Below are 12,032 nucleotides of genomic sequence, written 5' to 3'. Positions count from 1 at the left end.
GCCTTGCCGCCGCGGACAACGGCGGCCCCGCGCCCGCCGCCGCGCCCCGGCCCGACCCGGAAGGGGCTCTCCTCATGACCACGCGTCTCCTGCTCGTACGGCACGGCGAGACCGAGTGGCACGCGGAGAACCGGTACGCCGGCGTCACCGACGTCGCCCTGACATCGCGAGGCGTGGCCCAGGCCCAGGACCTCCGGGCCTGGGCCGTGCGCAGCGGCGTGGACGCGGTCGCCTGCTCGCCGCTCAGCCGCGCCCGCCTGACGGCGGGCCCCGCGGCGGCCGCGCTGGGCCTGGAGCTGGAGGTCCAGGAAGGGCTGCGGGAGGTGGACTTCGGATGGGGCGAGGGCCGCACGATCCAGGAGATGGCCGATGAGGACCCCGAAGCCGTACGGCGGTTCCGTGAGGACGCCGACTCCGGCGCCTTCCCCGGCTCGGAACCCGTCCACCGGGCAGCGGCCCGGTCGACCGCTTCCCTGCGCGCCCTCGCGGACCGGCACCAGGGACAGCGGGTGCTCGTCGTCGCCCACAACACGCTGCTGCGTATCGCCCTGTGCGGACTTCTCGGACTGCCTCTGGGGCGCTACCGGCGGATCTTTCCCCGGCTGGACAACGGCGCCGTCACGGAGATCGAGATCGGCGGCACACAGACGGCGCTGCGGTCGCTCAACGTCCCTCCGGCGCCGTTCCCCGCCCTCGCCCCTGCGCCGGGTCCGAGCCCTGCGGGAGACCGGCACCCATGACCAAGAGATCCGCCGAAGAGCGCCGGCGGCTCATCGCCGACCATGTGATCGAGCAGGGCACGGCCACGGGCGCCGCCCTCACCCGGCTCACGGGCGTGAGCCTGATGACCGTCCACCGGGACCTGGACGACCTGGCACGCCAGGGGGTGCTGCGACGCTTCCGCGGCGGGGCGTCCGCCCTGCCCTCCACGGTGTTCGAGTCGAGCCTCGACTACCGGCTCGGTGTCAACACGGCGGAGAAGGAAGCCGTCGCGCGGGCCGCCGCCGCGCTGGTGGAGCCCGGCATGTCGGTGATGCTCGACGACTCCACCACGGTGCTGGTCATGGCGGGTCTGCTGGTCGAACGGGCCCCGCTCACCGTCGTCACCAACGCCCGGCGGGTGCTGGACGTCTTCGCCGGATGCGAGGGCATCCGTCTGATCGCGCTGGGCGGCGAGTACTCGCGCACTCATGACTCCTTCCTCGGTATGCCCTGCGTCGAGGCGGTGGAGGCGCTCTCCGTGGACCTCGTCGCGGTCTCCACGTCCGCTCTCGACGCCAGGGCGGCCTATCACCAGGAGCAGGACGTGGTGCTCGTCAAACGGGCGATGCTCACGTCGGCGGCAACGAAGGTGATGCTCATGGACCACACCAAACTCGCCCGCACCGCGCTGCACCGGGTGGGTCCCGTCGATGACCTCGACCATCTCGTCGTGGACGACGGAACTGACGCCGAACTGCTGGTCGGACTCCGCGAACGGACCCGGGTCACGGTTGCGGCCGTCGGACCGTGACCCGGGCCCTCGTCGCTCCCACCGCGCCGGAACACCCGCCGACTTCGCCTTCGGGCCACCACGGCGACGGCCGGCCTCCGTCCGGTGACCGGCCCGCACCCGTGAACGTCCGGGGAAGGACACAGAGCGTATGAGCCTTGATTCCCACAGCCCGACTCCGCCCCCGTCATCCTCTCCGCCCCCGCCACCCTCCCCGCCCCTGTCATCCTCTCCGGCCTCTCCGGTGGTGATCGGCATCGACGTGGCGACCGCGTCCGTGCGGGTGCTGGGTGTGGACGAACAGGGCCGCGTCCTGGCGGGGGCGCGGGCCGATCTCCCACCCCCCGCACGGGCCGGCGCAGGCACGAGCGAGCAGGACGCCCGGTCGTGGTGGCCGGCCGTGCGGTCGGCCCTGCGCCGCACCACGGGAGCCCTGCCCCGCCGGGGACGGGAGGTGATCGCGGCGGCCGTGTCCGCCACATCCGGCACCATCGTGCCCACCGGGACTCGTGGTGAGCCGCTCGGCCCGGCTCTGATGTACGACGACCGGCGGGCCGCCGGCATCAACGCCCAGGCCCAGCGGGCGGGCAGCGTCCGGTGGGAGGAGCTCGGCCTGTCGGTGGGTCCCACCGCTGCGCTCGGCCGGGCTGTGTGGTGTCTGCGCACGTACGGTTCCGCTCTGCGCCAGGTTCTGCACACCCCGGAGTTCATCGGCCGCGAGCTGACGGGGCACCCGGTGGCGACGGACTGGAGCCACGCGCTGAAGTCCGGCTACGACGCCCGCGCGCAGCAGTGGGCGCACGAGGTGTTCGACGCCCTCGGATTCCCGCTCGGACTGCTCCCGCCCGTGGGCGCCCCCGGTACCGAGGTGGGGGTCGTCGGCCCGGAGGGCGCCGCGGCGACGGGGCTGCCCGAAGGGTGCTCCGTACGTCTGGGGATGACGGACGGCTGCGCGGGCCAGATTGCCACCGGCGCGGTCGAGCCGGGCCGCTTCGTGGGGGTCGTGGGGACGACGTACGTCCTCAAGGGGGTGTCCGAGCACCTGGTCCGCGATGCGGCCGGGGCGTTCTACAGCCATCGCCACCCCGACGGCTGGTGGCTCCCCGGCGGTGCCTCCAACACGGGAGGGGAGTGCCTGGCCGGGGTCGCCCCGGCCCGCCTGCCCGAACTGGACGCCGCCGCGGCGGCCCGGGGGCCGGCGTCGTACGTGCGCTACCCCCTGTGCCGTGACGGTGAACGCTTCCCCTTCGTCTCCGGTGCGGCGCGCGGCTTCGCACTGGGCGGCCCGCGCGACGAGGCGGACGCCCACCGCGCCGCGCTGGAAGGAGTCGCCTTCCTGGAACGGCTCGCCCTGGAGCGGATCCAGCGTGCGGGCATCCCGGTGCTCGGCCCGCTCCACGCGGCCGGCGGGGGAAGCCGCAGCGCCGTCTGGACGGCGATCAGGGCCACGGTCCTGGACCGCCCGGTGAGGGTCGTCGATCGCGCGGAGACGGCGTTCGGCGCCGCACTGCTCGCGGCGGCCGGTACGCTCCACGAGGACCTCGCCGCGAGCGCCGCCGCGATGGTGCGCAGCGGCACCCTCATCGAGCCGGTGCGGGCGGAACGCCCAACTCTGGAGGAGGCCTACGGTCGATTCGTCGCGGAGCTGAGCGAACGCGGCTGGCTCCCCGACGACTGACGCGGCCGAGCCCGCGCCCCGAGGACGCGGGCTCGGCCGCGCTTGTGAGCTCTCCGTGACGTTGCGGGATGTTCACCTGCGGCACAGAGTCTTGAGCGAGACGGCTTTCCAGGGGGCTCTGTGCCAGGGGGCCCTGTGCCAGGGGGCTCTGTGCCCGGGGTCAGGGACTCCGCCTCTTCAGCACGTGTCCTGCATGTAGAAGGAGAATGCGTTGGCAGCGGGCGAGGGCTCATGCCGTTGGGGCAGGACGAGGCCCTGTCCGGAGGGTCCCGATGGGGCCTGGCGGTAGCCGCTTGGGTTGTGCCGCGGTGCTGCCGTGTTCAGATCCATCAGGTTTCGTCGGTGCCGGTGATGTGATCGACGCGTAGTCGGTGGCTGGTTGCACCTGGCACGGCGAGCCGGCTGATTCTGAGGTTGAACTCGTGGTGCCGTAGGGGCCGACGGCAGGCCGTCGGCTGCGGTATCACCGGGCATGCGGTATCCGCGAGGAGGCGGGCCGACGGCCGAACGGCAGCAGTTGCGCGAAGAGTTACGGAGGAAGGCTGCCCGAGAGGCTCGCCCGGGGCGAGGCGAGTTCGGTGATCGCCAGGGACCTTCGGGGCAGCGTCCGCTCTGTGCAGTGTTGGCGGCAAGCGAACAAGTAAGGCGCTGGCTGACTTTGCCCTGGCCGGGCCGCGTGAGGACAGCGCGGCGAAGGTGGCTGCGCGCCGGCCGCCGCACCCCGCGTCAGCGGCTGCGGGCCCGGCGGCGGGAGGAGAGCGGCGCAGTTGCGGGTGTGGTGTTGCCTGGGGGAGTGCAGCTGGTGCGGACGTCGTCGGTGAGGCCGGTTGCCGGGGCGGTCGGGCAGACGATGGCGGCTCAGGGGGCGGTGTGTGTTCGGCGAACCGGGCCGGGGCAAGACCGTGGCCGTGCGGCTGGTGCTCAATGAGGTGCCCGCAGGCTGGAAGGTGACGTGGGTGCCGGTGCCGGTTCGGCCGTCGGTGGCCGACGTGCGGCGTGCGGTGTTCGACGTTCTGCCGCTGCCGGGCCGGTTACCGCACACATCGGCGCGAGCCGGTGCCACGGTCGCGCGGGTGCTGGTGGCCGATGAGGCGCAGCGCCTTCCTGTGCCGTGCCTGGAGTATCCGCAGAGCCTGTGGCACCACCCCGGCACGCGCATCAGGCTGGTGCTGCTCGGTCCGGGCAGTGAGCGGGCGCTGACCCGGCTGCCGCATCTGGTAGGGCGGATGGACGCGTGGCAGGTGGTTCCACGCCTGGCCGGAGCGGAAGTGGCGACTGTGGTGACGGGCCTTCATCTGCTGTGGCGTACCGTCCCGGCCCCGGATCTGAAGTGGATCGACCAGTCATTCACGCGCGGCACGTTCCGTACGTGGGCCGCTTTGACTACGCACCTGCAGAACGCACCGCTCACCACCGCTGATGCATCCGTCGACCGGGCTCTTGCTATGGCGGCTGTGGAAGCGGGTCGCGCCGCGATGGTGAACGGGGCGCTCCTGCAACGGTCGGGGCGCTCGCATGCTTTCAGCCTCGGCAAATACACAACGTCTCACCGAGCGAGGAGAACTGGCATGCAGGATGAAGGCCGTCCGTGCAGGCGGCGGACTGCCTGCGGCGTCGAGGACGGCACTGCGCGGTTCTGCGGTGCGGCGGCTGCTCGCCCTGCGGGCGGGGAAAGAGCTGTCAGCCGGTCCTGTTCGCGTGGCTGTGAACGCGCTGGGGTGTCGGAGCGCACAGTGCGGCGCTGGCTGGCCGCAGCTGAGAAACGATGAGGCCGCAGCCGCCGCCCCTGGCGCATGGTTCCGGGCCGGTACGAGGTTCACGATGACGTCTGAAGTCCGTGGGCTGTTGGCGCTGTGGAATGGGGAACGGGCGGGCGGCCCATCGAGAACTGGTTCTCCGCGCGGCCCGGCAGTTTCCGCCTGGCGACGCACCGTCGTTGACGACACTGCACCGGGCGATCCGTCGTGATCTGATGCCCGGGGAGCGGGCGGGGCTCACAGGTGGGGAGCGGGTGGCGCGCGCACGATGTGTTCCTGGCCCGGCCGCGGGGCTGGCGCAACCAGGTGGGGGAGACGGACCTCGGATCGGGCAGCGCCATGACCCCGCGTAACAAGGTCATCCGTCCCGCACCGGAGGCAAGCTGGGCAGCCGGCCGAGCGTCGGCCCGTCCCGCCAGTGCGAGCCCCACCCGCTGCAGGGCGCGGGTCAGCAGCGTGGTGAACCGCGCGTACGGCGCGGCCAGCCGGGAGAACTGCTCGGCGAACGTCCGGCGCGGGCAGTCCGCCGCCCCACAGATGGATCGCGGGACCGTCAGCCGGATCACAAAGCCCTGCTCGGCGAGCGGAAGGTCCTTCAGCCTGCGCCGGTAGCGGTCATGGCCCCGGTCCGAGGACAGGCTGGCTCTGTAGGTGAGTTGCAGGAACGTCTGATGCTCAGCGGCGGGAACACCCGGTTCCAGGGGAGAGTGATGTCGCTGAGTTCTGGAGAAACCTCGGTGCTTGCTTCGGGACCATGGATGTGCTTTGCACGACGAGGGGGCCCGGGTGTAGCCGAAGTCCAAGGTCGATCTGTACGCGGCGATCCGCCGTGACGCCAGGACGGGCATGGCGACGCGGGCGCTCATGCGGAAGTACGGCGTCGGCTACGAGACCGTGCAGCGGGCTCTGGTGTCGGCCCTGCCGGAGCCGCGCAGGAAGATGAGGCCGCGCGCGACGCGCCTGGATCCCTACAAGCCGGTGATCGACGCGATCTTGAAGGCGGACCTGACCGCGCCGCGGAAGCAGCGGCACACGGTCAAGCGACTCTACGACCGGCTTCTCGACGAGCACGACGCCGTCGACATCTCCTACCAGATGGTCCGTACCAACGTCGCCGAACGCCGTGGGGAAATCCGTCTCCAGGCCGACAAGGGGTGGTTGACGCGTTCGCCCCGCAGACCCACCGGCCCGGAGCCGAGGCCGAGGTCGACTTCGGAGACGTCACCATCAAGTTGGCCGGCAAGCTGGTGACCTGCTACCTGTTTGCCTTCCGGCTGTCGTACTCGGGCAAGGCCGTCCACCGCATCTTCGCCTCGGCAGGGCAGGAGGCGTTCTTCGAAGGCCACGTCCACGCTCTCAACTTGCTGGGCGGAGTGCCGACCGGGAAGGTCCGCTACGACAAACATAGAGCCGCCGTCGCCCAGGTGCTGGGCCTCTCACGCCGCCGCATCGAAGCCGAAGGCTGGACTGCCTTCCGCTCCCACTACGGCCTGGATGCGCTCTACTGCCAGCCCGGCATCCGCGGCGCCCATGAGAAGGGCGGAGTCGAGGGCCAGATCGGCTGGTTCCGCCGCAACCACCTGGTCCCCGTCCCCGAAGTGGCCACCCTCGCCGAACTCAACGAGATGATCGACCGGTGGGACCAGCAGGATGACGCCCGCCGGATCCGCTCCCGCCCTCACACGATCGGTGAGTACTTCGCGGCCGAGCAGCCGCTCTTGGCGCCGCTGCCGGAAGAACCGTTCGAGACAGGCAGGCTGTCGACACCACGAGTCGACCGCTACAGCCAGATCTGCGTCCGGATGAACCGCTACTCGGTCCCGGTCCGGCTGATCGGGCGCACTGTCCGCGTCATGCTCCACGCCTCCGAGCTGGTGGTCTACGACGGCCGCGAGGAGGTTGCCCGGCACGAGCGGCTTATCGCCCGCAACGAATCCCGCCTCGATCTCGACCACTGCCTGGAAGCCCTGATCCGCAAGCCCGGCGCCTTGCCCGGTGCCACAGCCCTCGATCAGGCCAGGGCTGTCGGCCGGTTCACGCCGATCCACGACGCCTGGTGAGCAGCCGCGGTCAAAGCACACGGCGAACGCGAGGGCACCCGGGCCCTGATCGAGGTCCTCCTGCTCAGCTGCCATCTGCTGCACGATCAACTCGTCGCGGGGCTCGCAGCGGCCTTGAAGAGCGGTGCCCTGACCGCGGATGCCGTCGCCCTGGAAGCGCGCAAGGCGGCAGATGCCGAAAACGATCCCGAGCAGGCTCCGTCGTCGGCCGCGCTCGGCCGTCAGACCGGCATGGCCCAGCTGCCAGCAGCCGTCCGGGCTCATCTGCCGCCGGACAAGCGGCCCCTCCCGTCTGTCGCCCACTACGACCTGCTTCTACGACTCCGCCCACCCGACCGCCCCACCCAGTCATAGAGGAGATCACCGTGTCCCTTCCCCGCCAGCGAGGACTCACCGAGCAGGCCGCCACCACCGGCGTCGTCCAGGCATGCCGCATGCTCCGCCTGCCCACCATCCGGTCCCAGTTCTCGGATGTGGCCGAGACCGCTGAACGCGAGCAGATGTCCTGTCTCGGCTTCCTCGCCGAGCTCCTCCTGGCGGAGTGCGACGACCGGGCCCGCCGCCGCTCCGAGCGCCGCATCAAGGCCGCCGGGTTCCCCCCGCGACAAGTCTCTGCGCAGGTTCGACTTCGACGCGAACCCCAACATCGACGCAGCAAGGATCCACACCCTCGCCAAGTGCGAATGGATCAAGAAGGGCCTGCCCCTCTGCCTCATCGGGGACTCCGACACCGGCAAGTCACACCTGCTGATCGCACTGGGCACCGAGGCCGCGATGGCCGGCTACCGGGTCAAGTACGTCCTGGCGACGAAGCTGGTCAACGAGCTGGTCGAAGCCGCCGACGAGAAGGAGCTGACCAAGACCATCGCCCGCTACGGCCGCGTCGACCAGCTCTGCATCGACGAACTCGGCTACATGGAACTCGACCGCCACGGCGCCGAACTCCTCGTCCAGGCCCTGACCGAACGCGAAGAGAAGAACAGCGTCGCCATCGCCTCCAACGAGTCCTTCTCCGGCTGGACCAAGACCTTCACCGACCCCCGCCTCTGCGCGGCCATCGTCGACCACCCTTCGGCGGCAACATCATCGAAACCGGCACCGACTCCTACCGACTCGCCACCACCCGAGCACGCGCCGAACAGCAGGCAGCCGGCTGACAAACACGCCGAGCAGCACCACACGGGACGGTCAGCCAGAGAACAACCGCCGCACCCTTTCGAGACGCGCACGCTGATCATCGATCCAGCCAGTCGCCGGAAAGAGGGGCACGCGGACCGTCACCTGTGACGACGGACCATCATGGACCGACACCGCGATCACACCAGGACTCACCGGCTTGATCTTGAACTGCACGGTCCGTCCCGAGTTCAGCCACGACACGAACCGATTCCCCGCAAGCGCCCCCAGAGCCTCTTCCCAGTCATCGAGGTCATCGGACGTCACATAGACAGGGAAGCTGCCCTTGACTGTCTCGGTCTCCACGACGAACTCACAGTCCAAGACATCCCCGCCTGGGGCCGGCCGCGCCAGCACCCGCAGCGAGACAACGTGACCGCTCGTCCCCGGCGGATCGGCCAGATAGATCAGCTCGCCCAGATCGTCTTCCACCACAGCCCCTCCCACCGGATTCGAACAGAAGTATCATCCCTTAGCCCGCCGACACACACGGCGCCGAGGTGGGTGTTACTGATTCTCACCAACATCCCGCAGCCAGTTGATCACCCACTGCTGCCGGAACTCCACGACAAACGTTCTCCGTTGCCGCCTACGAAGCCAGACAGGTCGCAGTCCGGACACGCCGCCACGGACGCGCGGCTTCTTGCTACCACCTCGACCGTAGGCGCCTCGACCTCCACCTCGTCGATACCGTCGAACACCAGCGAGTCCCAGAACTGTGCATCGGTCCGCATGGCCAGCACCATCACTTTCTGCGGCCAGCCGGAGCAGCGACCGGAATGCCTGTGAGGGAGAGTCACTTTTGGTGTCAGACGCCAAGGCGTACGCCGTCTCGTATGAGCCAGTCACTCGCAATACTTCGTCCGAGGCGGCAGCGACGGTCGCTCCTCGTGGGTGACCCAGGCGGGTGAGTGGAGCCGGCTCCGGCGAGCGGGAAAGCCCCGGGTCCCCCGGAGTGCGGCTCGGGCCCCTGCCTCCACGGTCTGACGGGACGCCGGACAGCCTGCTCGGGCTATGGGAGCGCTGTGGCGCTCCCATAGCCCGAGCAGGCTCCTGCGGTACGGCTGCGGCGATACGGACTTCCCGCCCGCGCCGGGGCTTCGGCCGTCTCTTGGTCCGTCGCGGCTCATCTGCGGCGGTTCTGTCAGACGGCTGGCTTACTGCTCGACTGTCAAGGCCCAGCGGATCCCCGCTGGTGCTGTCACTCGTACGGTTCCCTTCTCGCGTTCCCGCTTGAGGTGGACCTCGTTGTAGGTGCTGCTCACTTCCCTCTCCACGCAGTCGAGAGGGAAGGAAATCCCTGTCGGGTCGATGGAGACCTGGATCTTTCCCTGGCCCTGGCAGTTCACTTGGATTGCCAGCCTGCCGGCGCCGATGTCCTCGGTCAGGGGAAGTTGCGCGTTGCCCTTCTGGGAGGCTGCGGAGAGCAGCACTACTCCGTCGCCGACCGGTTTCGGTGCGGTCGAGACGGACTCGCCCTCGATGTGCTCTGCTCTGTGCGTGTCAGTCGTGGTCGGCTCGGCGGGGCGGGAGCTTGCGGCTTTCGACGGGCTGTTCCCGCCGTCGCTGCATCCGGTTGCGCTGAGCGCCAGCGCACACACCAGTGGCGCGAGGACCAGGTGAGCACGCTGCGGCAGAGAGCCGCCTAGTCTTCCCACAGGTACCAGCCGACCTTGATCGGCGTGTAGCTGGTGATGGTCTTCTTCGCAGAGGTCTGGCAGTTGCTGTAGATCTTGTAACTGGTGCCGGTGTTCTTCAGGCGGTAGACGCCGTACTTGGCATTGGTCGTCTTCTTCGCCGGGGTGTCGACTGAGATGCTGTTGCCGAGCTTCGCGGTCAGTTTCGCGCTCAGGTTGACCTCGTACTTGGCCTCGATCTCCGCGATCATGGCGGAGACGCTGCCCGAGAGGCCCGCAGTCACGCTGACTCCTACTTCTCCGGTGACTTCGGAGACGAAGGTCGAGCGTGCGGTGCGCGAGGTGCCGTTGTAGTTGGAGTTCGTCGGCCCGACACCCTTGTGGTACTGCTTCCCCTTGGTCTTGGGAATGTAGACATTCCGCGGGGAGCAGTACTCAGCATCGGGTGTGTCGACCGGAGGCTTTTCCGGCTTGAACGTGGGATCCGGATCGGGTGCCGGATTCTCCACCAGGTCGGTCTCCTCGGGCTCCTCAGGCGGAGCGGTGTTCACGGTCGTCGGCTCATCAGCCGTGACCGCTGTCGGCGCACTTGCCGCAGAAGGTGCCGCAGCCGCACCACACATCACGGTGAGCGCGAGGGCGGAAGTGAACAGCCCGTTTCTTACGATGCCCACGAGGCATCCTTTCCCCCTGCCGCCCCCGATCGGGGGCGGTCTCCCCATATTTCTCGCACATCCGCAGACCGCGGTACAGAGCAAGATCATTCTTTGAGGAGAAATTGAGGAAACAGCTTGGGTGCCGCGCGGAACCTCGCGCAGGCATGTATCCCGGGAGAAGGCATTGGTGGCGCTGAACGGCGCAGGGTGACAGGTTCTTCGGGCGTCACCGCGAGATTACTGAACTTGATCTGGTGATGTCGGGCTGTTCGCCGGACAGCGTGCGGGTGGCTTCGGTAGTCCTGGTGAGGTGAGATATCCGCAGGGTGGTGGCTTGACCGACGCCGAGAGGGCCGCGCGAGAGCGGGTCCGGCTTCAGGCTGTGACTGGCTTCGAGGCCGGCGGGAAGAACCGGGAGATCGCTGCCGCGTTGCGGGTCTCGGACCGGTCGGTGGAACGCTGGCGGCGTCAGTGGCGCGAGGAGGGCTTGGCTGGGGTGGCGTCGAAGGGATCGCCTGGTCGGCCCCGACTGTCGGAGAAACAGATGGCCAGGTTGGAGCTCAACGGGCACGGTATCCGAGTTCGCATCGCGCGCAACGCGGCACTGGCCGCCCTCGCTGCTGATCTGCCCAGCCCGGTCCTCGCCGACGTGACCGGGACGCACCGCCACACCGTACTCCGTTGGGTCACCTACGCCAGACGTGACTGGGCCCAGTACCTCGCCGCCCGCGCCGAGGAGGTCACCAGCAGCAGATCGTAGCGATCGTGAGATCGGCTTCGTGAGGATCCGCGGCGGAGCCGTTGGCACCGGATCGGCGCCCGAGAATATGAACTGAATGAGCAGGTCAACGGGGAGCCAGGAGGCCGTCTACCAGGGCTCGGAGCCCGTCCAGGTAGGTGTCCTTGGCGGTCAGTGGTGACCACTGCTCCGCTACCTGTGCCAAGCGGGGTAGCTCGCTCGGGTCGAGATCGGCGAAGACTTGTTCCCGGTAGGTGGGACGGTCGTCGTCCGTGCGCCGCCGGGCTGCTGTCACGCGGACCACGATCTCTCCGGCGGTGTAGTACCAGATCGCGCGGTAGCCGTGTACGGCCCGCTCGGAGGACAGGCCGCATTCGACCAGGCCGTCAACGATCTGCTCGACAAACCAGAGAGCGGATGTGGCCATCAGGTCGTCGGCGGTCAGCACCTCCACGATCCACGGGCAGGCGGCGAGCGCCTCGTGGATCGTTGCGGCGGCGTCGATGATCCGCTCGCGGGGCCGAGCGGGCAGTTCGCGTCGGTGCAGCGTCCGCGTGGCGTAGTCGTCCAGCAATAGGACGAGCAGTTCTTCCTTGTTGCGGACGTGGTGGTAGAGCGCCATCGGCGTACTGCCGATCTCCGTGGCCAGCCGCCGCATGGTCAGCCGGTCCACGCCTTCCGCGTCCACGATCCGACGGGCCGTTGTAACGACCTCCTCGCGGGAGATGCGGGGAGGTCGGCCGAGGGTTTTGCGCGGTGCGGACGGCTGCGGCATGCCCTCATCATCCCCCAGGTGTCGACAACGTCGATCCCCTGGCGCTACTTTTCGTACGTGTA

10 protein-coding genes and 3 pseudogenes are annotated in these 12,032 nt (G+C 69.2%); 8 read left to right on the top strand and 5 right to left on the bottom strand.

Annotated features, from left to right (window positions below; all coding sequences use genetic code 11):
- Positions 1-74: 74 nt before the first annotated feature.
- The 6 genes and pseudogenes from KME66_RS00560 to istB all read left to right on the top strand — a co-directional run bounded on the left by KME66_RS00560 (position 75) and on the right by istB (position 8,144).
- Positions 75-740 (top strand): histidine phosphatase family protein, encoded by a 666-nt coding sequence (locus tag KME66_RS00560; protein ID WP_216317783.1) that lies wholly within the window; start codon positions 75-77, stop codon positions 738-740.
- Positions 737-1,513 carry a DeoR/GlpR family DNA-binding transcription regulator gene (locus tag KME66_RS00555; RefSeq protein ID WP_216317781.1) on the top strand — a complete coding sequence of 259 codons (777 nt, stop codon included), beginning with the start codon at positions 737-739 and terminating at the stop codon, positions 1,511-1,513. Before KME66_RS00560 ends, KME66_RS00555 begins: the two co-directional genes overlap by 4 nt.
- A gap of 226 nt (positions 1,514-1,739) precedes the next feature.
- Positions 1,740-3,170, top strand: coding sequence for an FGGY family carbohydrate kinase (locus KME66_RS00550; RefSeq protein WP_253208188.1), 1,431 nt, complete (start codon positions 1,740-1,742; stop codon positions 3,168-3,170).
- An 872-nt stretch (positions 3,171-4,042) separates the two neighbouring features.
- Positions 4,043-4,939 carry an ATP-binding protein gene (locus KME66_RS33740; RefSeq protein WP_253208187.1) on the top strand — a complete coding sequence of 299 codons (897 nt, stop codon included), beginning with the start codon at positions 4,043-4,045 and terminating at the stop codon, positions 4,937-4,939.
- A gap of 834 nt (positions 4,940-5,773) precedes the next feature.
- A pseudogene (gene istA, locus KME66_RS00540) lies at positions 5,774-7,341 on the top strand (IS21 family transposase).
- 11 nt (positions 7,342-7,352) lie between these two features.
- Positions 7,353-8,144: pseudogene (gene istB / locus KME66_RS00535) on the top strand (IS21-like element helper ATPase IstB).
- Between the two features lie 31 nt (positions 8,145-8,175).
- Here the strand turns inward: istB and KME66_RS00530 are convergent.
- The 4 genes from KME66_RS00530 to KME66_RS00515 all read right to left on the bottom strand — a co-directional run bounded on the left by KME66_RS00530 (position 8,176) and on the right by KME66_RS00515 (position 10,474).
- The gene (locus KME66_RS00530) at positions 8,176-8,595 is read right to left on the bottom strand and encodes a DUF5959 family protein (protein WP_216317777.1); all 420 of its coding nucleotides are present in this window, start codon (positions 8,593-8,595) and stop codon (positions 8,176-8,178) included.
- 110 nt (positions 8,596-8,705) lie between these two features.
- A complete protein-coding gene (locus KME66_RS00525; RefSeq protein ID WP_216329803.1) occupies positions 8,706-8,897 on the bottom strand; it encodes a hypothetical protein in 192 nt (63 codons plus the stop codon).
- A gap of 423 nt (positions 8,898-9,320) precedes the next feature.
- Positions 9,321-9,596 carry a hypothetical protein gene (locus KME66_RS00520; protein WP_253208186.1) on the bottom strand — a complete coding sequence of 92 codons (276 nt, stop codon included), beginning with the start codon at positions 9,594-9,596 and terminating at the stop codon, positions 9,321-9,323.
- A 212-nt stretch (positions 9,597-9,808) separates the two neighbouring features.
- The gene (locus tag KME66_RS00515; RefSeq protein WP_216317774.1) at positions 9,809-10,474 is read right to left on the bottom strand and encodes a hypothetical protein; all 666 of its coding nucleotides are present in this window, start codon (positions 10,472-10,474) and stop codon (positions 9,809-9,811) included.
- Between the two features lie 292 nt (positions 10,475-10,766).
- Between KME66_RS00515 and KME66_RS34370 the strand changes: the two are divergent.
- Together KME66_RS34370 and KME66_RS00505 are read left to right on the top strand one after the other, a co-directional pair.
- Positions 10,767-10,988 (top strand): annotated as a pseudogene (locus KME66_RS34370) (helix-turn-helix domain-containing protein); the annotation flags it as partial.
- A 12-nt stretch (positions 10,989-11,000) separates the two neighbouring features.
- Positions 11,001-11,216: a hypothetical protein gene (locus KME66_RS00505; protein WP_216329802.1), complete on the top strand. Its 216-nt coding sequence runs from the start codon at positions 11,001-11,003 to the stop codon at positions 11,214-11,216.
- Between the two features lie 85 nt (positions 11,217-11,301).
- Here KME66_RS00505 and KME66_RS00500 read toward each other — a convergent pair whose 3' ends face one another.
- Positions 11,302-11,970 carry a TetR/AcrR family transcriptional regulator C-terminal domain-containing protein gene (locus tag KME66_RS00500; protein WP_216317773.1) on the bottom strand — a complete coding sequence of 223 codons (669 nt, stop codon included), beginning with the start codon at positions 11,968-11,970 and terminating at the stop codon, positions 11,302-11,304.
- Positions 11,971-12,032: the final 62 nt, after the last annotated feature.

Origin of the sequence: Streptomyces sp. YPW6, assembly GCF_018866325.1 — a bacterium.
In the GTDB taxonomy this organism is placed as follows: Bacteria; Actinomycetota; Actinomycetes; order Streptomycetales; family Streptomycetaceae; genus Streptomyces.
Note: the sequence above shows the minus strand (reverse complement) of the source record. Positions and strands in the feature narration are given on the sequence as shown.

What these genes read in the sequence shown, in the direction of transcription:
- KME66_RS00505 (WP_216329802.1), top strand. Translation starts at nt 11,001, where the DNA reads ATGGCCAGGTTGGAGCTCAACGGGCACGGTATCCGAGTTCGCATCGCG.
- KME66_RS00500 (WP_216317773.1), bottom strand. Translation starts at nt 11,970, where the DNA reads ATGCCGCAGCCGTCCGCACCGCGCAAAACCCTCGGCCGACCTCCCCGC.
- KME66_RS00555 (WP_216317781.1), top strand. Translation starts at nt 737, where the DNA reads ATGACCAAGAGATCCGCCGAAGAGCGCCGGCGGCTCATCGCCGACCAT.
- KME66_RS00560 (WP_216317783.1), top strand. Translation starts at nt 75, where the DNA reads ATGACCACGCGTCTCCTGCTCGTACGGCACGGCGAGACCGAGTGGCAC.
- KME66_RS00525 (WP_216329803.1), bottom strand. Translation starts at nt 8,897, where the DNA reads ATGCGGACCGATGCACAGTTCTGGGACTCGCTGGTGTTCGACGGTATC.